General features: G+C 46.4%; 17 protein-coding genes. 10 read left to right on the forward strand and 7 right to left on the reverse strand.

Annotated features, from left to right (window positions below; all coding sequences use genetic code 11):
* Window positions 1–3: 3 nt before the first annotated feature.
* Window positions 4–1,344, reverse strand: a complete 1,341-nt coding sequence (locus AC3WJC_RS11970; RefSeq protein WP_492399344.1) for a rhodanese-like domain-containing protein — start codon at window positions 1,342–1,344, stop codon at window positions 4–6.
* Window positions 1,345–1,541: 197 nt separating this feature from the next.
* Window positions 1,542–3,587, reverse strand: a complete 2,046-nt coding sequence (locus AC3WJC_RS11975; protein WP_492399345.1) for a M13 family metallopeptidase — start codon at window positions 3,585–3,587, stop codon at window positions 1,542–1,544.
* Between the two features lie 394 nt (window positions 3,588–3,981).
* Between AC3WJC_RS11975 and AC3WJC_RS11980 the strand changes: the two genes are divergently transcribed.
* Complete coding sequence (locus AC3WJC_RS11980) at window positions 3,982–6,729, forward strand: valine--tRNA ligase (RefSeq protein ID WP_492399346.1); 2,748 nt, start codon at window positions 3,982–3,984, stop codon at window positions 6,727–6,729.
* Between the two features lie 81 nt (window positions 6,730–6,810).
* Entirely contained in the window at window positions 6,811–8,610 is a 1,800-nt protein-coding gene (locus AC3WJC_RS11985) for an ATP-binding protein (RefSeq protein WP_492399347.1), read from the forward strand.
* Here AC3WJC_RS11985 and AC3WJC_RS11990 read toward each other — a convergent pair.
* Window positions 8,607–9,065, reverse strand: a complete 459-nt coding sequence (locus tag AC3WJC_RS11990) for a type I restriction enzyme HsdR N-terminal domain-containing protein (protein WP_492399348.1) — start codon at window positions 9,063–9,065, stop codon at window positions 8,607–8,609. The genes AC3WJC_RS11985 and AC3WJC_RS11990 overlap by 4 nt on opposite strands.
* A gap of 116 nt (window positions 9,066–9,181) precedes the next feature.
* On the opposite strand from AC3WJC_RS11990, the gene holA reads away from it, so the two are divergent.
* Entirely contained in the window at window positions 9,182–10,204 is a 1,023-nt protein-coding gene (gene holA / locus AC3WJC_RS11995; RefSeq protein ID WP_492399349.1) for a DNA polymerase III subunit delta, read from the forward strand.
* Between the two features lie 6 nt (window positions 10,205–10,210).
* Here the strand turns inward: holA and AC3WJC_RS12000 are convergent, their stop codons facing one another.
* Window positions 10,211–11,158: a hypothetical protein gene (locus AC3WJC_RS12000; protein WP_492399350.1), complete on the reverse strand. Its 948-nt coding sequence runs from the start codon at window positions 11,156–11,158 to the stop codon at window positions 10,211–10,213.
* A gap of 137 nt (window positions 11,159–11,295) precedes the next feature.
* Here AC3WJC_RS12000 and AC3WJC_RS12005 point away from each other — a divergent pair, with 137 nt between their 5' ends.
* Together AC3WJC_RS12005 and AC3WJC_RS12010 are read left to right on the forward strand one after the other, a co-directional pair.
* Window positions 11,296–11,700, forward strand: a complete 405-nt coding sequence (locus tag AC3WJC_RS12005; RefSeq protein ID WP_492399351.1) for an EVE domain-containing protein — start codon at window positions 11,296–11,298, stop codon at window positions 11,698–11,700.
* Window positions 11,701–11,726: 26 nt separating this feature from the next.
* Window positions 11,727–12,644 (forward strand): DUF72 domain-containing protein, encoded by a 918-nt coding sequence (locus AC3WJC_RS12010; RefSeq protein ID WP_492399352.1) that lies wholly within the window; start codon window positions 11,727–11,729, stop codon window positions 12,642–12,644.
* On the opposite strand, the gene AC3WJC_RS12015 is transcribed toward AC3WJC_RS12010, so the two are convergent.
* Both AC3WJC_RS12015 and AC3WJC_RS12020 read right to left on the reverse strand, forming a co-directional pair.
* Entirely contained in the window at window positions 12,641–12,988 is a 348-nt protein-coding gene (locus AC3WJC_RS12015; protein ID WP_492399353.1) for a hypothetical protein, read from the reverse strand. The two genes, AC3WJC_RS12010 and AC3WJC_RS12015, sit on opposite strands and share 4 nt — an antisense overlap.
* Before the next feature lie 137 nt (window positions 12,989–13,125).
* Complete coding sequence (locus AC3WJC_RS12020) at window positions 13,126–15,711, reverse strand: FtsK/SpoIIIE family DNA translocase (RefSeq protein WP_492399354.1); 2,586 nt, start codon at window positions 15,709–15,711, stop codon at window positions 13,126–13,128.
* A gap of 172 nt (window positions 15,712–15,883) precedes the next feature.
* Between AC3WJC_RS12020 and AC3WJC_RS12025 the strand changes: the two genes are divergently transcribed.
* Window positions 15,884–17,200 carry a serine hydrolase domain-containing protein gene (locus tag AC3WJC_RS12025; RefSeq protein ID WP_492399355.1) on the forward strand — a complete coding sequence of 439 codons (1,317 nt, stop codon included), beginning with the start codon at window positions 15,884–15,886 and terminating at the stop codon, window positions 17,198–17,200.
* A 3-nt stretch (window positions 17,201–17,203) separates the two neighbouring features.
* Here the strand turns inward: AC3WJC_RS12025 and AC3WJC_RS12030 are convergent, their stop codons facing one another.
* A complete protein-coding gene (locus AC3WJC_RS12030) occupies window positions 17,204–17,938 on the reverse strand; it encodes a DNA-formamidopyrimidine glycosylase family protein (protein WP_492399356.1) in 735 nt (244 codons plus the stop codon).
* Between the two features lie 93 nt (window positions 17,939–18,031).
* Between AC3WJC_RS12030 and AC3WJC_RS12035 the strand changes: the two genes are divergently transcribed.
* The 4 genes from AC3WJC_RS12035 (at window position 18,032) to AC3WJC_RS12050 (ending at window position 22,469) form a co-directional block, all read left to right on the forward strand.
* Entirely contained in the window at window positions 18,032–19,336 is a 1,305-nt protein-coding gene (locus AC3WJC_RS12035; RefSeq protein ID WP_492399357.1) for a flavin monoamine oxidase family protein, read from the forward strand.
* Window positions 19,337–19,628: 292 nt separating this feature from the next.
* The gene (argH, locus tag AC3WJC_RS12040; RefSeq protein WP_492399358.1) at window positions 19,629–20,963 is read left to right on the forward strand and encodes an argininosuccinate lyase; all 1,335 of its coding nucleotides are present in this window, start codon (window positions 19,629–19,631) and stop codon (window positions 20,961–20,963) included.
* A gap of 55 nt (window positions 20,964–21,018) precedes the next feature.
* Window positions 21,019–22,128: a thioredoxin-like domain-containing protein gene (locus AC3WJC_RS12045; RefSeq protein ID WP_492399359.1), complete on the forward strand. Its 1,110-nt coding sequence runs from the start codon at window positions 21,019–21,021 to the stop codon at window positions 22,126–22,128.
* Window positions 22,129–22,139: 11 nt separating this feature from the next.
* Window positions 22,140–22,469 (forward strand): DMT family transporter, encoded by a 330-nt coding sequence (locus AC3WJC_RS12050; protein ID WP_492399360.1) that lies wholly within the window; start codon window positions 22,140–22,142, stop codon window positions 22,467–22,469.
* Window positions 22,470–22,474 lie beyond the last annotated feature (5 nt).

Genomic DNA, 22,474 nt, shown 5'->3' on the forward strand with positions numbered 1-22,474 from the left:
AAATTATGAATCAGCAACCATTACCTCTTTTATCCTCTCCCCATAATCAAACACCGGCACATTAGTTACAGCGGCCTCAATAATGCTGCTTGCCGCGGCGGAGCGGTAGCCTGCCGCGCAATGTACCGCTATGGGTTTGCCGGTTGGTATCTCATTCACGCGTTCGCGCAGTTCGGGCAGCGGGATGTTGATAGCGTTGTTGAACACCTTGCCTTTGGCTGTTTCGCCGGTATTGCGCACATCAACAATGGTGTAGTTGTTTTGGTTGGCTACCAGGTCATCATTAAAAACACTGTCCTTTAACAAGTCGCCTTTTAACGCGGTTGATGCGGCGATGATATTTTTTTCGTAGCCTATTTTGGCAGCCTTGGCAACAGCTTCATTAATACAATGTTCGCTTGCGGCAATCAAATAAAACTGCTCATCCGGCGCTACAATGGAGCCCAGCCAGGTTTCAAACTTTTCGCCGTCCTGCAAGTTAATGGCACCGGGTAAATGCCCGTTTTTAAATTGCTCCGCAGGGCGGCTATCTATAATCAGCGCATCCTTTTCAGCGCTTATACTTTCCACTATTTTAACAGCATCAACAGACTGTTGATATGCAGGGGCACCCGTTTTGTTGGTTTCCACATCATACCCGAAGTATTTGGGCACAAAAGGCTGATCGGCTATTAAAAGCTTCACAAAATCCGCCTCATCCATGAGTTTCAGGGCATAGTTCTCACGCACTTCGCGACCGATGGTACTCTGCAAATCGGCACTCATGTTTTTACCGCATAACGAGCCGGGGCCATGCGCCGGGTAAACGATCACATCCTTACGCAACGTCATCAGTTTATGGCGGGTGGTATGATACATCTGGCGCGCCAGTTCTTCCTTTTTAGCGGTGATATTGCCTGCACTCTCGCGCAGATCAGGGCGACCAACATCGCCTACAAACAGGGTGTCGCCGGTAAATATGGCGGTATCTCTGCCGTTTTCATCCTCTACCAATACACAAATGGAATCGGGCGAGTGGCCGGGTGTGTTGATGGCTTCGAGTTTTATATCCGCCAGATCAATTACATCCCCATCATCAAAAGTTTCGTGCGGGTACTCGGCACCGGCCAGTTTGCTGATGTAAACCGTGGCACCGGTGGCTTGGTGTATCTCCAGGTGCGAGCTCACAAAATCGGCATGGAGGTGGGTTTCAATCACCCCTACTATTTCGGCCTCATGCAATGTGGCCAGATCATAATATTGCTGCGGGTTGCGGGTGGGATCAATAACCACCATTTTGCCGGCGCGAATAATGCCATAAGAGGCGTGGGCCAGGCCCTTGTCATAAAATTGATTGATGAACATAGTCGGCGCAAAGATAGGTTTTGCCGAATAATAAAACATATACCTTGAAGGGTATGGTCAAGTTTTACAAATCAATAGCTAATCATAAAAAAAGCCTGGCAACATTTGTGCTGCCGGGCTACTCCCCTCCTAAATCCTCCCCAATGGGGAGGACTTTCTTTTCTTTTTAAGCCCTCCCTTTGGGAAGGTTGGGTGGGTTACCAGATCTTCGCCCTGTCTTCAGGCTTTTTATACATCTTATCGCCGGGTTGAACGTTGAACGCTTTGTACCAGGCATCAATATTGGTTAAAGGGGCGTTGGTACGGTGCTCCTCCGGCGAGTGCGGATCGGTAAGGATGCGTTGCGCGGCGGTTTCAGCTAACTGCTTGCTGCGCCATACCTGCGCCCACGACAGGAAGAAACGCTGATCGGGCGTAAAGCCATCAATCTTTTCGCCGCCCTGGCCCTGCTTGGTTTTCTTCCAGGCATCGTAAGCAATGCTTAGTCCGCCTAAATCGGCCAAGTTCTCGCCGAGCGTTAAACGGCCGTTTACATGCATGGTATCTAATACGGTAAGCGCGTTGTACTGCTCCACCACCTTGTCGCTGCGTTGTTTGAATTTTTCGGCATCTGCTGCTGTCCACCAGTCGCGCAGGGTACCGTCGGCATCATACTTACGGCCCTGATCGTCAAACCCGTGGGTGATCTCGTGCCCGATAACCGCGCCTATACCACCATAGTTAATGGCATCATCAGCCTTAAAATCAAAAAACGGAAAGCGCAGTATCCCCGCCGGGAAAACGATCTCGTTATTTACCGAGTTATAGTAAGCGTTAACGGTCGGCGGTGTCATGCCCCAACGGGTTTTGTCAACCGGTTTGCCCAGCCTGGTAACCATATAATTATATCGCCATACCGAAATATTGCGCAGGTTTCCGGCGTAATCATTACGGCTGATGTTCAGGCCATCATACGTTTGCCATTTATCCGGGTAACCAATTTTAACCGTAAAGGCGTTTAGCTTTTTAAGGGCACGCGCCTTGGTTTCGTCGCTCATCCACTCCAGGTTTTTGATGTGTTCTGCGTAAGCGACTTTAAGGTTGTTCACCAGCTTTTCCATATACTCCTTTGCCGCGGCCGGAAAGTATTTGGCCACATAAAGCTGACCTAACAACTCCCCCAAACTGCCATCAACCAGGGCCGACATGCGCTCTCTGCGCGGAGCCTGTACTTTTTGGCCGGTAAGTACGCTGTTAAAATCAAAGCTGGCCTTTACAAACGGTGCGCTTAATGAGCCTGCCGCGCCTTTTAAAATGTTCCATTTCAGGTACACCTTCATATCGGCAATCGGCGTAGCGGTTAGTAAGGAGTCAACCGTTTTCATGAATGCCGGGTTTGATACCAGCATTGAATCCTGGCCCGGAGTTTTAAGCTTGGGCAATAACTCCGCCCAGTTAAGATTTGGTGTGGTTTTGCTGAAGGCCGCTACCGTAAATTTATGGTAAGTAGCGTTCGGGTCGCGCATGGCCACGCGGGTTAGCTGGGCGTTGGCCAATGTTTTTTCGGCTTGCCAGATGATGGCCGCGTTATTTTCGGCAACATCAGCAGGCGTACCGGTCAGGGTAAATAACTGAATGACGTATTTTTTGTAAGCATCCTGAATTTTTTGACTGCGGGCATCACTTTTCAGGTAATAATCACGATCAGGCAAGGTGGTGCCGCCCTGGCTAAGGCTAACAATGTATTTTGTTGGATTCTTTGAATCCTGCCCTACGCCAAAGCCGAACAGCGGACTGCCTACACCGTTTACACGCTGATAAACCAGCTCGTTCACCACGCCTTGTATCGAGGCAATTTTATCAATACGTTTCAGGTCGGTTTTAATGGGGGTATAACCCCTTTTTTCAATGTCGATGCTATCCATAGCACTGGCATATAAATCGCCGGTGCGTTGCTTTACGCTGCCTTTGGGATTATCGGGCGCTTTGCTTACCTCATCTAATATACTGATCAGCTTATCGGTGCTTTCCTGCCTCAGCATAATAAAACTGCCCCAGCGGGTTTGCTTGGCAGGGATTGCATTGTTTTTTACCCAGCCACCATTGGCATATTCAAAAAAGTCGTCACCGGGTTTAACGGCGGTGTCCATATTTTGAGTATCAATAAATTTTTGTGGTTGATCATTGCCGCCATTTTGAGCAAATGTGGCCGTATGGGTGCATAACACTACAGGGAGTGCTACACTCAGGTACTTTAATTTCATCGTCGGTCAGTTGTTATGAAATTAAAGTTAAGTAAATGCTTGTTAATATCTCAATTGCTATTAACGGTTGAACCAGTTGACCAGAACCTCAAGCCCTGACTTTTTTAACAACTCGTGCACAAACCTATTGAACGACAGTGTTTTCATGCTGATAAAAACTTATGTACTATCTAATAACTGCGCAATTGTAAAATTATTGTGCGGTGCTCATTTGGCATTGGTCATTAGTCATTGGACCAATCAAATTGATACTATACCAACGAGCAATGAATGCTAAGAACATCATCCAATACCATTGATTATTGACAAATGACTAATCACCAATGACAACTGACTAATGACTATTGACAAATGACCACTGACAATAACCGCAGGATTATTATTTTTGCAGCCTATGAGTAAATATCAGCCACAGGAATTTGAAGATAAATGGTATAGCTACTGGTTGCAGCAGCAGTTTTTTAAATCTGTACCGGACGAGCGCGAGCCTTACACCATCGTGATCCCGCCGCCTAACGTTACCGGTGTGCTGCACATGGGCCACATGCTTAACAATACCATTCAGGATGTGCTGATACGCCGCGCCCGCATGAAAGGCAAAAACGCCTGCTGGGTACCCGGCACCGATCACGCCAGTATTGCCACTGAAGCTAAGGTGGTGGCCATGCTTAAAGAAAAAGGCATCAATAAAAAGGATATTACCCGGGAAGAGTTTTTGAAATACGCCTGGGAGTGGAAAGAAAAATACGGCGGCATCATACTCGAACAGCTTAAAAAACTGGGCGCATCATGCGATTGGGACCGCACCGCTTTCACCATGGATCCGCACATGAGCGAAGCCGTTATCGATACCTTTATCAACCTGTACAAAAAAGGCTGGATTTACCGCGGCGTACGCATGGTTAACTGGGACCCGCAAGGTAAAACCGCCGTTAGCGACGAGGAAGTTATCCGCAAAGAGGTAAATCAGAAACTTTATTATATCAACTACAAAGTAGTTGGGTCGGAAAGTGAGCAAGACGGAAAGACAGGAAATGAAGAAGAAAAGCCTAAGGTTGTAATTGGTGATGATGAAAAGCAGGAAGTACTTGCTGTACAGGACGAGCTACTTACGGACTTACCGACTTACGGACTTTCGGACTCTAAGGACTTCCTCACCATCGCCACCACCCGCCCGGAAACCATTATGGCGGATAGCGCGATCTGCATTAACCCGAATGATGCGCGCTACACGCATCTGCATGGCAAAAAGGTATTGATACCGCTTGTTAACCGTGAAATACCGGTTATACTGGATGAGTATGTAGATATGGAATTTGGTACCGGCTGCTTAAAGGTTACCCCGGCGCACGATTTGAATGATTACCAGTTGGGCCAAAAGCACAACCTGCAGGTAATTGACATATTGAACGAAGACGGTACGCTGAACGAAAGCGCGCAGATATTAGTTGGCGAAGACCGCTTTGCCGCCCGTAAAAAGATAGCTGTGCTGTTGGAAGAAGCCGGATCATTAGCTAAAACGGAGGATTATAAATCGCAGATAGGTTTCTCGGAGCGTACGGATGCCGTTATTGAGCCAAAGCTATCTATGCAGTGGTTCTGTAAAATGAGCGAGATGGCTAAGCCAGCGCTTGATGTGGTATTGAATGGCGAGGTTAAGCTGATCCCCGAAAAATTCATCAACACCTACCGCCACTGGATGGAGAACGTGAAGGACTGGAACATTAGTCGCCAGCTTTGGTGGGGGCAGCGCATACCGGCCTGGTACAACGGAAAAAACGAATGGGTTGTTGCCAAAACCGAGGCCGAAGCCAAAATTGAGTTTGAAAAAGCAGGCTTGACCTTTACGGAACTGCGCCAGGAAGATGATGTGGTTGATACCTGGTTCTCGTCGTGGTTATGGCCGATATCGGTATTCAACGGTATTGCCGAGCCGGATAACGAGGAGATTAAATACTACTACCCAACCAATGACCTGGTTACCGCGCCCGAGATATTATTCTTCTGGGTAGCGCGTATGATCATGGCCGGGTTGGAGTGGCGCCAGGAAATACCTTTCCGCAATGTGTACCTTACCGGTATAGTGCGCGATAAGCTGGGCCGCAAAATGTCGAAATCATTAGGCAACTCGCCCGACCCACTGGATCTGATCGCCACCTATGGTGCCGATGGGGTGCGTATTGGTATGCTGCGTTCATCACCTGCCGGTAACGATTTGATGTTTGACGAAGAGCACTGCAAATGGGGCAGCAGCTTCGGCAACAAAATATGGAATGCCTTTTTATTGGTTAAAGGCTGGGAAGTTGATGATAGCCTGCCATGCCCCAACAACATCGCTATTGAATGGTACCAAAGCCGTTTTAACCAGGCCCTGGCAGAAATTGAGGACACCTTTACGCAATACCGTCTATCTGAAGCGTTGATGGCCACCTATAAACTGGTATGGGACGATTTCTGCGCCTGGTACCTGGAAATGATCAAACCGGCCTACCAGCAACCTATTGACAGGCAAACCTATAACGTAACCATCGGCTACTTTGAAAATATCCTGAAGATACTTCATCCCTTTATGCCGTTTATTACAGAAGAGCTATGGCACGATGGATTATTTGGCGAACGTGGGGAAAACGATTGTTGTATTGTAGCGCAAATTTCAACTTATGGGGAAGTAAATACACAGTTAATCAGCGACATTGAAGTGGTGAAAACCGTGATCGGGCAGGTAAGGAACATCAGAAGCAAAAATCAGCTATCGCCTAAAGAAACCTTACAACTTACAGGAAAAATAAACTCCGGAATCAGCTATAACAGCTACGCCGGCATCATCCAAAAACTTGCTAATGTAAGCGAGCTGACTTATACTGATGCCAAAGTTAGCGGCGCGGTTGCCTTTATGGCCTATACCGACGAGTTTTTTGTACCGCTGGAGCTGAATGTTGATACCGAAGCTGAAAAGGAAAGATTGGAAAAAGAGAAAGAATACCTGATCGGGTTCCTGAAATCAGTTAATGCCAAACTTGGCAACGAACGCTTTGTACAAAACGCCAAGCCGGAGATTGTAGAAAACGAACAGCGCAAAAAGGCTGATGCCGAAGCAAAACTCGCCGTTGTTGAAGAAGGCCTGGCATCTTTGGCTAACTAATTGCAGATAATACCCATAACCACGGGCCGGTAAAAGTAAAGGCTTGCACTGGCCCGCGGTTATTTGAATGGTGTATTATCAATGAGCAACCCCGCAGGCATTTTCAATTTTTCATTAAAACGCATACTCAACAGCGATCAATCGCTACTTGATCAGGCACGCGTTAAACTGCTGTATTACGGGCTTACTTTTGTAGGCGTAGCCATGCTCCTGCTGCTGGCCAGTATTAATTTAACAAGCCAGCCCGCTATTTTCTTTACCTCGGCCGCGCTGCTTGCCAGTGTGGTGGTTATGTTCAAGTATCTTACATATAAACCCGACTGGTACGTTATTTCACATGGCATGCTTGTTATTGGCACGCTGATAACGCTGGGTAATGTTTTTGTGATTTTGCAGGATGTGAACATGATCACCGTGCAGATCATCATCCTGATCGTGGTATTCTCCTTTTACATGCTTGGGCACCGCTGGGGCATATTTTATTCGCTGGTTAACCTGCTGCCCATACTGGCCTTTTTAGTATTACAGTATAAAACCAGCTACATCATCAATTTCAGGCCTGAAAAGATCGATCCTTCTACCATGATCATCTGCGTGTTTGCCAATTTTATGCTCACCATCTTTGTGATCAGTCATTTTTATAATGCCTTTATTACCAATATGCGCCAGCTCAAAAACGTGGGCGACGAGCAGGCGCAGTTAAACAGCAAACTGGAACTGGCCATGCAAAAGGCCGAAAAATCATCGCACGCTAAATCGGAATTCCTGTCGACCATGTCGCATGAGATACGCACGCCGCTTAATGCGGTGATCGGCATGACCAACCTATTGCTCATGAACAGTCCACGCACGGATCAGAAGGAGAACCTTGACATCCTGAAGTTTTCGGCCGCCAACCTGCTGTCTATTGTAAATGATGTGCTGGACTTTGATAAGATAGAGTCGGGCAAGGTATCCTTTGAGCATATCCGCATGAACCTGGTTGACCTGCTCAACAACATCTGCGGCAGCTTTATCATCAAAGCCGAAGAAAAAGGCTTGCTTTTTAAGCTTGATATTGACAGCCGCTTAAAAAACAAAGTATTCTTTGGCGACCCTACCCGCATTACCCAGATCGTTTTTAACCTGGTGAGCAATGCCATTAAGTTTACGCAGCAGGGCAATGTTTGGGTACGCGCCACCTGTGTTGAAGACCGGCACAATACCAGCACGGTGCTTTTTTCGGTAAAGGATACCGGCATCGGTATTGAACCCGGCAACCTCGCGGCTATATTTGAACCCTTCGCGCAGGAAAATATTACCATTACCCGCCAGTACGGCGGTACGGGCCTGGGCCTGGCCATTGTAAAAAGGCTGCTGGAGTTGCAGGGCCTGCAGCTTAACGTTAACAGCAAACCGGGTGTAGGCTCAGAGTTTTCGTTCAGTATGGCGTTTGAGGTATCAACCAAAGCGGTTGAAGTTGCCGAAGTTCCGAAACTGGTTTCAGACAGTAATGATTTGAGCCACCTGCAGGTGCTCATCGCGGAAGATAATGCCGTAAATGTTATGCTGATGAAAAAGCTGCTCTCTAAATGGAAGATAGTGCCCACCTTTGCCGAGAATGGTGCCATGGCGGTGCAAAAACTGCAATACGGTAATTTTGATATTGTACTGATGGACCTGCAAATGCCCGTAATGGATGGCTTTGAGGCCGCCCGCGAGATCCGCAGGTTTATTGATCCTAAAAAAGCGAAAACCCCTATTATCGCGCTTACCGCCTCGGCGTTGTTTGATATACAGGAGCAGGTTTACGCCTCGGGCATGAACAATTATGTATCAAAACCTTTTAAGCCTGATGACTTGTTTGAGAAGATACAAAACCTGGTAGCCATCGCCAGCTAAAGCTCGTTAAAACCCGGCAGGTCGGGGATGAACTGGTAGCTGCGCTGCACGTGGTCAATACGGCAATAATAATGGATAAGGCCGTTGGTAACGGCTAACAAACTTACTTTGTGCGTCATGTTGTAACGGGCAATCTGGTCAAACACTTTCTGATCAATATTTACCGATGGCGCTTTACACTCCACCATTAAGATGCGCTCGCCCTCACGGTTAAATACCACAATATCGGTACGGCGGCTCATGCCATTCAGCTTTAGCCCACCCTCCAAACGCATTAAGGCTTTGGGGTATTGCTTTTGGTTGATGAGGTATTGTACAAAATGCTGGCGCACCCATTCCTCCGGCGTAATAATAATAGTTCGCTTGCGCAACTCATCAAACAGGGTAAGCTGTCCGTTAGCTTCGGTAATTTTAAAAGGGTATGGCGGCAAGGCCAGCGGTTGCAGCAAACTCATATTAAACGCTCAGCTTAATTAGCGTCGCAAGGTACAAAACGTTTATAAGTAATTTAAAATGCCATGCAGCATGCCTCGGCTTTGCGGTTTGTAATGCTTAATTTTGACCTTACGATATGACTGCTACTGATATTTTAAAGGACCTGAAAAACCGTAAGTTTAAACCTGTGTACCTGCTGCATGGCGATGAACCGTATTATATCGACCTGATCAGCAATTATATTGAGCATAACGTGCTGCCTGCAGCCGAGCGGGGCTTTAACCAAACCGTGCTGTACGGCAAGGATACCGACATCATGACCGTGCTTAACGCCGCCAAGCGTTACCCCATGATGGCCGACCACCAGGTGGTACTGGTAAAAGAGGCGCAGGAAATGAAATGGGGTAAGGACGACGACGATAAAAAGCATATTAACCCCATATTAGCCTACCTTGAAAACCCGCTGCCAAGCACCATACTGGTGTTTTGCTATAAATACGGCAAAATTGATAAGCGCAAAAAAACCTACAAAGCTATTGATAAGAACGGGCTGGTGTTTGAATCCGCCGGTTTGTATGATAATAAGATACCCGGCTGGATAGAGGGCTTTGTGCAGGAAAAAGGCTACCGCGCCAGCCAGCAGGCTACCACCATGCTGGCCGAATACCTGGGTAATGATCTATCTAAAATTGCCAACGAACTGGAAAAGCTGATGCTGAACGTACCGCAGGGCGAGGAAATTACACTGAAACACATTCAGGATAACATTGGCATCAGCAAGGAGTATAATGTTTTTGAGTTACAGGCCGCTTTGGCTAAAAAGGATGTGCTGAAAACCAACCAGATCATTAACTACTTTGAAGCCAACCCCAAGGCCAACCCTATTGTGCTGCTGTTTGGCAACCTCAACAACTATTTTAGCAAAGTGCTGGTGTACCATTACGTAAAGGACAAAACCCCACAAAACCTGGCTAAGGAAATGGGTGTGAACCCTTACTTTATTAAGGATTACGAACAAGCCGCCCGCAACTACAACTTCGCCAAAACCATGCAGATCATCGGCCTGCTGCGCGAGTACGACCTGAAAAGCAAAGGCGTAGAATCAAACCTGCCGCCCGGGGAATTGATGCGAGAGTTGATGTTTAAGATATTGCATTGAAGGGTATTAGAGATCCATGCTTAATTGAGTTTTCATAAGCTCTTGAATCTTTTTATAGCTTTTTCCTTGTTCAGTCTCAACCTTAGCGTCCCCTTCTTTAACAGCAGTAACTATTACAACATTATAATTAAACACCTGTTCGTACCCCAATTCATTTATTCTCTTATTAATTTCAAGTACGCATTCTATTTGAATACCATTTTTGAAAGCAACCTCTTGCTTCGATATACTTTCTTTGAATTTATCATCCCTCATGTAAAATTCAATAGGTTGACCATTGTATAAGCCCTTCCATTTATATTTCCCCTTTTTAAGAACCGGCGATACAATATCAATTGAGGCTTGATCATCAGTGACAATCGGCAAGTCATCTGATTCTAAAATAAAGTCTGAAAACTCATCTCTTTTTACAAATCTTGAATCTTCAGTTATTTGATTCTGTTCATCAAGGATAGAAGTAGATATCTGAGTTACTTTAGGATAATTTTCTAAATAGGTGTAAAAATTAGATCGATGTTTGATAATTTTCAGATTACTTAAAATTATATAAACAGTATCTGTTAATATTTCATCATGCTCTTTGTCTCCTGATTCATTATCTAATTTCTTAATCTCCTTATTATTCTTTTCAATACTTGACTTATAATATTCTTCTTGAAGAATATCTAATTTCTCATTGTTATTAGACCTTAAAGAAATAACTATTGCAATTGCAGACATTATTAAAGTTATCTGCGCTTGATTTTTCCCTATAAATTTCCAGATTTGTTTTAAACCTCCATTAACATAAGGCTCAGTTTCAACTGTCAGTTCTAGATTAAATGTGCTTAAAATCTCCTTTGCTATTGATAGAGCCTCCGCCTCGCATTTATTTCGAACAAACGCGTCCATTGTATGCGAATCATCACTAAAATAATAATGTATTTCAAATTTGTTGATAAGGCTGGTTGTCATGTACTTATAAATATATTCCAAGTTATATAATATTTATCATAATAGAAAATGAAGCTTGTATGTATAATTCCTAAATTCATCAAACACTATTTTACCTATTTTCGCTATTTATAAACTAAAAGATAATTCAACAGTAAATGAACTACTGGTTAGTAAAATCCGAACCATTTAAATATAGCTGGGAAAAATTTAATGAGGATGGCCGTACCTTTTGGGATGGCGTGCGCAATTACCAGGCACGTAACAACCTGAAGGGCATGAAAGAGGGCGACCTGGTGATGTTTTACCATAGCAACGAGGGTAAAGAGGTTGTGGGTATTGCCAAAGTGGTTAAGGAATTTTACCAGGATCCTACTACGGATGATGCTAACTGGGTGGTGGTCGACCTATCGCCGGTTGAGGCGTTGAAGAAACCGGTTAAACTGGAGCAAATCAAAGCAGACGAGCGTTTGAAGGACATTAGTTTGGTGCGCCAGGGCCGCTTGTCGGTTATGTCGCTCAAGCCCGAGGAGTTTGACCGCATTGTTGAATTAGGCAGCTAAATTATACACCCTTAAAACCCTACCCTATGGAATTTGGCCGCGTAACCCCCGAAGAGCTTTTAACTACCGATTTCACCTTGCAGCCTGATCCGCAGATCACTACGGACACGCTGGCGTCATCAAACCGGCAGGGCGACTTGCAAGTACACGTAGGCTGCGCCAAATGGGGCCGTAAGGAATGGGTAGGTAAAATTTATCCGCCCAAAACCAAGGATGCCAATTTTTTGGATGAATATGTTAAGCACTTTGATTGTATTGAACTTAACGCCACCTTTTACCAGGTTTACGGTGCCGAAACCATTGCCAAATGGCGCGACAAGGCGGCTATCAACCCTGATTTCAGGTTCTGCCCTAAGTTTTCGCAAAGTATCAGCCATATCCGCCGGTTAAAGAACGCCGAAGAAATTACCACCAGCTTTTACGAAGGCATAACCGCCTTTGGCGATAAGCTGGGCCCACTGTTTTTGCAACTGAGCGATAACTTTACACCCAAAAGCTTTCCCGAATTAAAGGCCTACCTGGAACACCTGCCAACGGATGTACCGGTATTTGTGGAACTGCGGCACAAGGATTGGTTTGCCGTGCCAGAAAACAGCGAAAAGGTTTTCAACTTGTTTAAGCAACTCAACATAGGCGCGGTAATTACCGATGCCAGCGGCCGGCGCGATTGTGTGCACATGCACCTGCCTACGCCGCATGCTTTTATCCGCTTTGTGGGTAACAGCCTCGACCGTACCGACTACCTGCGGGTGGACGAATGGATCGATCGCATTAAGCAATGGGCCGATAAAGGCCTGCAATCCGTTTGGTTTTTTATGCACCAGCATGATGAACGCTATTCGCCCGAGCTGAGCGATTACGTATCCGATCAATTCAACAAAAAACTGGGATTGAACCTGATGCGGCCAAAATTCATCGGCAAGGAAAAAGGATTGTTTGATTAAGTTGATTGCGGTCGCTCAACCGCCTTGCGTACCAGCCTGCCGGTAAGCGCGGCAAAACCGCCAAGTAAGCCGCCTATCACTACCGTTACCAGCAGCAAATATAACCAGTGCGGAAGGTGGAATAACGTGGCCATGCGTGTAGCCAACACATTATCATTTGGCAAGGTTTTAAGCAATGAAAAAGCCAGCCAGGCCAGCCCCACCCCTGCAAACCCCGACCAAAATGCGCTGCCACTTGTTTTTACAAAGTATGCCACCACCAGTGCGATCAGCACGGCTACCCACCAGGGCAGGAATAATCCGCTGATAAAGGTTAATGTGAGTATAATGGCGAATAGCAGCATGGGTTATGTTGATTTATCTATTTCATTTACCGTCATTGCGAGGTACGAAGCAATCCCCGAGCGACCTATTTTTAGAATATCCTAAAGAGATTGCTTCGTACCTCGCAATGACGCGATTTTTAGGTTGTGATGAGGTCTTACTCTCCCTTGCCCGATAACGCTTCCAGATGACGCTCCAGGCTATATTCATCCGGGTATAATACATCGCGTGCCTTACTGCCTTCAAACGGACCAACTATGCCTGCGGCTTCGAGCTGGTCAATAATACGGCCTGCGCGGTTGTAGCCCAGTTTAAGCTTGCGCTGTATTAGTGAGGTTGAACCTTGCTGATGCAGTACGATCAGGCGGGCGGCATCTTCAAACATAGGGTCGCGGTCGTCCGGATTAAAATCCTTAGGGCCGTTGCTTTCCTCGCCATCGCCTACGTATTCAGGCAGCATGTGCGCTGTTGGGTAGCCCCGCTGATCGCCGATATAGGATGATATTTTTTCCACCTCAGGCGTATCAACAAAGGCACACTGCAAACGGATCAGGTCGCTGCCGGTTGATAACAGCATATCACCGCGGCCAATTAACTGATCGGCACCGCCGGCATCCAATATGGTACGCGAGTCGATTTTTGACAGTACCCTGAACGCCAGCCTGGCCGGGAAGTTGGCCTTGATGGTTCCTGTAATAATATTTACCGATGGCCTTTGCGTTGCGATAACCAGGTGAATACCCACCGCACGGGCCAACTGCGCCAAACGGGCGATCGGCATCTCCACCTCTTTACCGGCGGTCATCATCAAGTCGGCAAACTCGTCGACGATCAGTACGATGAACGGCAAAAAGCGGTGCTTCTCCGGGTTAGGTATTTTACGGTTGATGAATTTAGCGTTGTATTCCTTCAGGTTACGTACCTGGGCATCCTTCAACAAATCATACCGCTGATCCATCTCGATACATAGCGAGTTCAGCGTGTTGATCACCTTTTTAGTATCGGTGATGATAGCATCCGCCTCGTCAGGCAGTTTTGCCAAAAAGTGACGTTCAATACGGCGGAACAAGGTTAACTCTACCTTTTTCGGGTCGACCAGTACAAACTTCAACTCCGCCGGATGGCGTTTGTATAGCAACGATACCAGGATGGCGTTAATACCCACCGATTTACCCTGACCGGTAGCACCTGCCACCAGTAAGTGGGGCATTTTGGCCAGATCGGCAATAAATACTTCGTTAGAGATGGTTTTGCCCAGGGCGATAGGGAGATCCATCGTAGTATTCTGGAACTTCTCCGTAGCCAGTACTGACCGCATGGAAACCATTTCGGGATGCTGGTTAGGCACCTCGATACCGATGGTACCCTTACCCGGCATTGGCGCAATGATACGGATACCCAGGGCGGCCAAACTCAGCGCGATATCGTCCTCCAGGTTCTTGATCTTGGAGATACGCACACCCGGTGCCGGGATGATCTCGTACAGTGTTACTGTCGGACCGATGGTAGCCTTTATCTTATCAATCTCGATGTTATAATGATTGAGGGTTTCTACGATCTTGTTTTTATTGGCCTCTAATTCTTCCGTGTTAACCGCTATTTTGTTGGTGCCGTAATTCTCCAGCAATTCCAGCGGCGGGTATTTATAGCTGGCCAGGTCAAGTGTCGGGTCAAACATACCGAACTGCTCAACCAAATCATTAGCCTTGTCTGAGTCGCTTTTTTCGATATTCAGTATGGCAGTTGGGCGTTCTGTTTCTACGGTTAAAGGTATTTCCTCTTCTTCTTCCGGCTCATGTATCACGCGCTCGTTCACTACCGGGTCAGGCGTAAGTACTACCGTTTCGTGAAAAACAGGTACATCCTGCATTACCGGCTGCGGCCTTATCGGTTCGGTTTTCGGCACGTTGGCGGCCAGCTTGTCGCGCAGGGTACCATGGTTATTGGCACGCGGCCATTCAACCGGCGCTGAGGGCTCCTCTTCTATTAAATCAACCGGTTCAGGCACCACATCAGATATGGCCTCGGGTTTTACCTTTTCCTTACGTTCGGGTAATTTAAAGTCGATATTATAGGCGATGATCAGCACTGTTAACGCGGCAAATACCAAAATGCCTAAAACACCTGTTTGGCCTATCTGCGCTTCAAGTAAACGGTTGCTCCAAAAACCAAACTGCCCTTCCAGGTAATGTGGTGTATCATTAATAAACGAATGGAAAAATCCAAAGGCAATGGACAAAAACACCATTCCAAACAAGGTATAAGCCAGCATTTTGCTGATGGAGAATAACCGCACCTTAAACAGCATACGGTATCCCATCACAAAAAACACAAACACAAACAGGAACGATGCCACGCCAAACCACTCGAAAATAAACTGGTTGGCCAGCAGCGCGCCAAATTTACCCAGCCAGTTATCAACCACCGGGTCAATGTTTTTAAGGGCGAGTTCCTGCGTGGTTTTAAACAGGTTATCCCAGCCGCCGTTAGCCTTTGATACGTAGCTCTGATCCTCCTGCCAGGTAAAAAGGTATGAGGTAAAAGCCGTTAAAAAAAATATGGAGAGGATCAAAAAAAACAAACCGGCAACTTTTATAATCCGGCCATTTTTAAGGTCGAACGTGGGTAAATGTTCGGGTTTTACCTTAAACACCCTGCCCTTTTCGGGCTTCGCGCCGGGGGTTCGGGGTTTGTTTTCGTCCCTTATCGTATTGGTTTTAAACTGATTTCCTTTTGGCGGCATCCTGCAATAGCTCTAATAATCTTCAAATATAAAGTTAATTAGTTAACAACTTATTGGGCGGTAGTTTTTAAAATTTGTTAGAAATTTATATCAAAATTCAACAATAATCTTTTACTGAATAGGGTGTAACTTATTTCCCGGCGGTGCAGTCTCATTACCGAAAACCATCATAATGAAAAAAACAGCAACGGCCATTTGCCTCCTGATTATCTTAACAGCGAACGCTTTCGCGCAAAACACGTTTAATAAAGCAAAGCTTGACAGCCTGCTTGATCTGCTGGCGGCAAAAAACCGCAGAATGGTGAGTGTGGCAATTTCGCAGAATGGCAAAATAGTCTATCAAAAGGCTACAGGGATAGCAGCGCCTGGCGTACCGGCCACGACAGACACTAAATACCGCATCGGCTCCATCAGTAAAATGTTTACGGCTACCCTCATCTTTCAATTGGTTGATGAAGGTAAATTAAAGTTAAATGATGCCTTGGCGAAGTGGTACCCTAAAATACCCGGGGCTGATAAAATTACCATCGGCCTGATGTTAAAACATCGCAGTGGCTTGTTCAATTTTACTAACGACAGTACTTACCTTACCTACTTCGCCCAACCGCAAACAGAGCAACAGCAAATTGCCCGGTTTGAGAAACAGCCAAAAGCTTTTGATCCGGATACCAAATCAGCTTACAGCAACACCAACTATGTACTGCTGGGCTACATAGCGCAAAAGGTTACCGGCAAAACCTATGCGCAACTGGTTAAAGATCGTATAACCGGTAAACTTGGCCTGGCTAAAACCTATGCGGGCGGTGCCATCAACCCAAAGAATGGTGAGGCACAATCCTTTAAATACGCTAACGCATGGCAGCCGGAAACTGCTACCGACATGAGCGTACCGGGCGGTGCGGGAGCCATTGTATCTACCCCGGCTGACCTGACCCGTTTTGTTGAAGGATTGTTTAACGGCAAACTGGTGAGCGATAGCAGCCTGAATGTGATGAAAACGCTCGACGGTAATTTTGGGTCGGGTATGTTTAGTTATCGTTTTAATGAGTTGCAGGGCTTTGGCCATAACGGCAGTATCGACGCGTTTAACTCAGACCTGGTATATTATCCTAAGGAAAAACTAACTGTTGCCATTTGCAGTAACGGCGGCAGCTATTCCATCAATACCATAGGTTTGGCGGCTTTAAAAATCTACTTCGTGCAACCTTACCAGCTACCGGTATTCAGCGATATAAAACTTAGCGATGCCGATTTAACGAAATACACCGGTGTTTACGGCATCAGCCAGGCATCCATAAAAATAACCGTAGCTAAGAAAAATGGCGTGCTCACCGCGCAGGCAACCGGGCAAAGCGATTTCCCGCTGGAACCTATCGGCCCTGATAAATTCGCCTTTGAAGCGGCGGGTATTGTAATTACGTTTGATACCGCGAAAGGTGAGCTGAACATTGAACAAGGCGGCAGGGGTACCATCTTCAAAAAAGAATAACTTTTACTGATACAGCTTTTGGCACTTGTTGCAGTAATAACACCAGCGTTTGGTTTTACCCAGTTCCTTTTTAACAAACGGCACATGATTGCGCGGGCATTCTTCCTGCTCATAAGCCTGCCAGTTGCTACTCAGGGTTCCGGCTTGTTTTTGTTCGAGAAACTGGAATGTATAGCTAACCGTTTGGTTGATCAACTGCTTGAGTTTAGCGGCCGGGATAGAACCGGCTGTACTTTCAGGATGTATTTTTGAACGAAACAGGGTTTCATTTTTGATGATGTTGCCCACGCCAGAGAAAATTTGCTGATCCATAAGCACATCGCAGATCATGCGGTTGGGTTTGGTCTTTATTTTTTCGATGGCTTTTTCGGGGTTGAAATCATCATTCATGATGTCGGCCTGCCAGTCGTAAACCTCATCCAGATCCTGTTCTATCAGCAGTAATTTAGCTACATAAAAATAGAGTATGCCGTTAGCAAATTCCAATTGCAAAACGGCGTTATTTTTTCCACGCTCATCAATTTTATAGGAGCCAAAAAGCATAAAATGTACGCGTACGGTGAGCTTGCCAAAACACAGCAGCAGGTGCTTGCCCCAGGTTTTAATATCAGTAAGCACTTTGCCCTCCAGCATCGCCGGCTCAAACGCCGGGGTATAGCCAATAGCTGCCATAACCCGCTTGCCTTTAAATTTTTGCAGGTTATTTTTGGCGATGATGATGGTTGGGCCTTCGGGCATTTTTACTAAGTTTATAAGGATGATAACAAGCATCACGGCATACGGTTGGAGTTAAGGCGCATGTTTTGTTAATTTGCTTTATCTATCCGTTTTATGAAAATAACAAACGTACTTGTAATTGGCGCGGGCGCTTCGGGTCTGATGGCTGCCTGTGAACTAACCCGCGCCGGCAAAACGGTTATGGTACTTGAGGCGCGCAACCGTACGGGCGGACGTATCCATACCATCAATAACGAGTTATTTTTTCAGCAGGCCGAGTTGGGTGCCGAGTTTGTGCATGGCAATCTGCCTGTTACCTTGCAGTTGCTGGATGAAGCCGGTTTAAAATACCGGCAAGCCGGGTTTGAGATGTGGCAGTACGATAACGGCCGTTTCTTGCAAAGCAACCAAATGAACGAAGCCTGGGACGAACTGCTTGAAAAGCTGGGTTTACTGCAAGAGGACATGCCGCTCACACAATTTTTAGATAAATATTTTGCCGGCGAGCGTTATGCGGAGTTACGAAAAAGCGCCATCAGCTTTGTATCCGGCTACGATACGGCCGACCCGGCGCTGGCCGGCACCAAAGCCCTGGCTAATGAGTGGCAGCATGAGGAAGCAGACCAATACCGTATAGACCGGGGTTATTGCCACTTGATTAAATACCTGGCTGATGTTTGCAAGGCCGCGGGCAACAGCATTGTTTTAAATGCCACCGTAAAAAATATAAGCTGGCAACAAGGCCAGGTTAGCGTAACTACGGCTGAGGGCACCGTGTACACTGCCGAAAAAGCGGTTATAGCCCTGCCCTTAGGCGTGCTGAAATCCGCTCCCGACTTAAAAAGCGCTATCATGTTTGAGCCCGGCATTCCTGAACAGTTAAACGCGATCAAACAAATAGGCTTTGGTGCCATCATTAAAATTTTGCTGGAGTTTGATCACGCTTTTTGGCAGGATGCTGATATAGCCAGGCTGGCCGGTGCTGATCTGAAAAACATGGGTTTCCTGCTCAGCAGCGAAGCTGTGCCAACCTGGTGGACGCAATCGCCCCACCCCTCGCCGATGTTAACCGGTTGGCTGGGCGGTCCTGCCGCTTTTGATAAAAAGGATATAAGTGATGAAGGAATATTACATTTAGCCTTAGCCTCGCTAAGTCATATATTTAAAATAGCACCGGACGTATTGAAAAGCAGGCTCATTGCCTGGAACATTGCCAACTGGACGGCTGACCCTTTTACCCTCGGCTCCTACGCTTATGACATGGTTGGCAGCGACCAGGCACGCGAGGTGCTTTACAAGCCCGTTGATGACACCCTCTACTTTTGCGGCGAATATCTTTACGATGGTACCGCCATGGGCACGGTTGAAGCGGCGTTAAGCAGCGGGAAGGCGGTGGCGGAGCGGATTTGTTCAATATAGAATCAAAACGTCATTGCGAGGTACGAAGCAATCCCCGAGCGACCTATCTTTTAGAATATCCTAAAGAGATTGCTTCGTACCTCGCAATGACGCATCTATTTCTTGATTTATATAATCTGTCATCCCGAACGGCGTGAGGGACCTGCCGCCGTACATGGTCAGGCGACAGATTTCTCCTCGTACCTCGTTCGAAATGACGGGAAAATTTTCAGCTTCCTCTCCCCTGGAGAGGGCCGGGGTGAGGTTTTATTTCGACGGGTATACATTCCCTATAAATTACCATATTTGCAGCATGAGCAAACTTTGGCAAAAAACAACCAACGTTAACCAGTTAGTAGAAGATTTTACCGTGGGCCGCGACCGCGAGTTTGACCGCCAAATGGCCGCTTTTGATGTGCTTGGCTCGCTGGCGCATACGCGTATGCTGCAAAGCATTAACCTGATGAGTGCCGACGATCTTGAGCTGGTACAGGCCGAACTGAAAAACATTTATAAAGAGATTGCCAACGGCAATTTTGAGATAGAGGAACATGTTGAGGATGTACACTCGCAGGTAGAACTGCTGCTTACCCGCCGCATTGGCGAAGCCGGTAAAAAAATTCACAGTGGCCGTTCACGTAACGACCAGGTACTGGTTGACCTGAAACTGTTTTTTCGCTATGAGTTACAGCAGGTGGTTGCCGAAACGGAGAGTTTGTTTAAGCAATTAATCGCGCTAAGTGAAAAACATAAGGATGTATTGCTGCCGGGCTATACCCACTTGCAGGTGGCTATGCCCTCATCATTCGGGCTGTGGTTTGGCGCTTATGCCGAAAGCCTGGCAGATGATTTGGAACTGGTACTGGCTGCTTATAAAATTACCAATAAAAATCCCCTGGGTTCGGCGGCGGGTTATGGTTCATCATTCCCGCTTAACCGCACGCTTACCACGCAGTTGCTAGGCTTTGATCGCCTTAACTATAACGTAGTTTACGCACAGATGGGCAGGGGTAAAACCGAGCGCATTATCGCGCAGGCACTATCATCCATAGCAGCAACCCTGGCTAAAATGGCTATGGACCAATGCCTGTACCTGAGCCAAAACTTCGCCTTTGTAAGCTACCCGGAAAACCTGACCACCGGCAGCAGCATTATGCCACATAAAAAAAATCCGGATGTGTGGGAGATCATGCGCGGTAAATGTAACCGCCTGCAAGCCCTGCCCAATGATGTAGCCCTAATGACCACTAACCTGCCATCAGGCTATCACCGCGAACTGCAACTGTTAAAAGAGCTGCTTTTCCCTGCCTTTACGGAACTAAAAAACTGCCTGCACATGGCCACCTTTATGCTGCAAAACATCGAGGTAAAAACCAATATTCTGGATGATGCCAAATACACGTACCTGTTCAGCGTAGAAGAAGTGAATAAGCAAGTACTAAGCGGCGTACCTTTCCGCGATGCTTATAAACAGGTAGGTTTGGCTATTGAGCAAGGCAACTTTAACCCTGAAAAAACAGTAAACCACACGCACGAAGGCAGCATTGGCAACCTCGGCAATGAGCATATCAGCGCGGCATTCAACGAGTTATTATCAAGCTTTGATTTTAATAAGGTTGAACAGGCTGTAAATAAACTGGTTGAATAATTATCAAAATACGATCAGGTATAGGTAGATTTACATGGAACTTATACCTGATCCTATGCATACAACTACCCGCCTTTTGATCTTCGCGTTTGCCGCGTTGACTTTTTCGGCCTGCAAACAAAATAATACCGCTATAATCAAAGGTGATATTAAAGGGCTGAACACCGATATGGTGTACCTGGCCAAAACCTACCCCATCAGTAGCGAGCCGTTTGATTCTGCAAAAGTTACTGATGGTAAGTTTGAATTCAACATCCATCCCGATACTATAATTGAACCGGACCTGGTTAAGCTAAGCTATAATAAGGGTGGTAAAAAAGACCCATTATTTATAACTCACCAAGGAGCGAAGATGACCGCTCACGGCCTAAATGGTTATGATAGTTTTATGCTTGAACCAGGAACCATCGAACTTGAAGGAACTATTTCTAAACCAAGTGATAAAGCGATGCTTACCGGCGGGCCGCAAAATAAATTCTACTTTAAAAATTACGATCTTCCTTTTACAAGAATCAGCATTGATTCAAATCAAAGGAAAGCGCAGGCCGCAAGGATAAACAAACTCATAAAAGAAACACCTGATGCTTTTTACGCGCTCCACGCCTTACAAAATCTGCAGTATGAGTTTGACCACAAAACACTTGAAAGCTTTTACAACAATTTCAGTGACGGTGTGAAGTCATCCTACAAAGGCCGCAATATAAAACGCTTTATTGACGCGCAGCCACCAAGCAAGGACATCTTTATACAAAGCCGCCTGACGGATCAAAACAATATACTGCTGCCCGTGCTCGATAGCACCAAAAAGCTGAACATTGTAGTTTTTTGGGCAAGCTGGTGCGGTCCCTGCCGGCAAGAAATACCATCGCTTAAAAAAGTCTATAACCAAATCCCGGCTAAGGATGTGCGTATCGTCAGCATTTCAATTGATGATGAAAAGACTGATTGGGAAACCGCCATGGCGCAGGAAAAAATGCCTTGGCAGCAACTTTTAATACAACCAGCGGAGAAAACCCGTGCCGACGCCCGCTACAATTTAGGCTTTATCCCCCAGATCTATATTGTTGATCAGCACAACAAAGTGGTTAAAAAAATTGACGGCTTTGAAGAAGGCGGCGATAAGGCAGTTGTGGAATTTATCAATCAGTATCTGGCAAAAAGCTGATATTTGCCGGCATGAACTGGTTTATACTCATTTTAGCCGGCCTTTGCGAGGTTGGCTTTACCACCTGTTTGGGTAAAGCTAAAGAAGCTTCGGGCAGCCTGTACTGGTCGTGGATCGGCGGCTTTTTGTTTTTTTTGACCCTGAGCATGATCCTGCTGTACAAAGCTACCCAAACCCTGCCTTTGGGCACAGCCTATGCCGTATGGACAGGCATTGGCGCGGTGGGCACGGTAATCATCGGCATCCTGTTTTTTAAAGAACCGGCCAGCTTCTGGCGTTTATTTTTTATCGCTACGCTGATAAGTTCAATTGTTGGGCTTAAATTTGTATCCTCACATTAATAATT

The organism is Mucilaginibacter sp. FW306-07-L (assembly GCF_058782065.1).

Coding starts and splice junctions, on each gene's coding strand:
- AC3WJC_RS11970 (WP_492399344.1), bottom strand. CDS start 1,344: ATGTTCATCAATCAATTTTATGACAAGGGCCTGGCCCACGCCTCTTAT.
- AC3WJC_RS11975 (WP_492399345.1), bottom strand. CDS start 3,587: ATGAAATTAAAGTACCTGAGTGTAGCACTCCCTGTAGTGTTATGCACC.
- AC3WJC_RS11980 (WP_492399346.1), top strand. CDS start 3,982: ATGAGTAAATATCAGCCACAGGAATTTGAAGATAAATGGTATAGCTAC.
- AC3WJC_RS11985 (WP_492399347.1), top strand. CDS start 6,811: ATGAGCAACCCCGCAGGCATTTTCAATTTTTCATTAAAACGCATACTC.
- AC3WJC_RS11990 (WP_492399348.1), bottom strand. CDS start 9,065: ATGAGTTTGCTGCAACCGCTGGCCTTGCCGCCATACCCTTTTAAAATT.
- holA (WP_492399349.1), top strand. CDS start 9,182: ATGACTGCTACTGATATTTTAAAGGACCTGAAAAACCGTAAGTTTAAA.
- AC3WJC_RS12000 (WP_492399350.1), bottom strand. CDS start 11,158: ATGACAACCAGCCTTATCAACAAATTTGAAATACATTATTATTTTAGT.
- AC3WJC_RS12005 (WP_492399351.1), top strand. CDS start 11,296: ATGAACTACTGGTTAGTAAAATCCGAACCATTTAAATATAGCTGGGAA.
- AC3WJC_RS12010 (WP_492399352.1), top strand. CDS start 11,727: ATGGAATTTGGCCGCGTAACCCCCGAAGAGCTTTTAACTACCGATTTC.
- AC3WJC_RS12015 (WP_492399353.1), bottom strand. CDS start 12,988: ATGCTGCTATTCGCCATTATACTCACATTAACCTTTATCAGCGGATTA.
- AC3WJC_RS12020 (WP_492399354.1), bottom strand. CDS start 15,711: ATGCCGCCAAAAGGAAATCAGTTTAAAACCAATACGATAAGGGACGAA.
- AC3WJC_RS12025 (WP_492399355.1), top strand. CDS start 15,884: ATGAAAAAAACAGCAACGGCCATTTGCCTCCTGATTATCTTAACAGCG.
- AC3WJC_RS12030 (WP_492399356.1), bottom strand. CDS start 17,938: ATGCCCGAAGGCCCAACCATCATCATCGCCAAAAATAACCTGCAAAAA.
- AC3WJC_RS12035 (WP_492399357.1), top strand. CDS start 18,032: ATGAAAATAACAAACGTACTTGTAATTGGCGCGGGCGCTTCGGGTCTG.
- argH (WP_492399358.1), top strand. CDS start 19,629: ATGAGCAAACTTTGGCAAAAAACAACCAACGTTAACCAGTTAGTAGAA.
- AC3WJC_RS12045 (WP_492399359.1), top strand. CDS start 21,019: ATGCATACAACTACCCGCCTTTTGATCTTCGCGTTTGCCGCGTTGACT.
- AC3WJC_RS12050 (WP_492399360.1), top strand. CDS start 22,140: ATGAACTGGTTTATACTCATTTTAGCCGGCCTTTGCGAGGTTGGCTTT.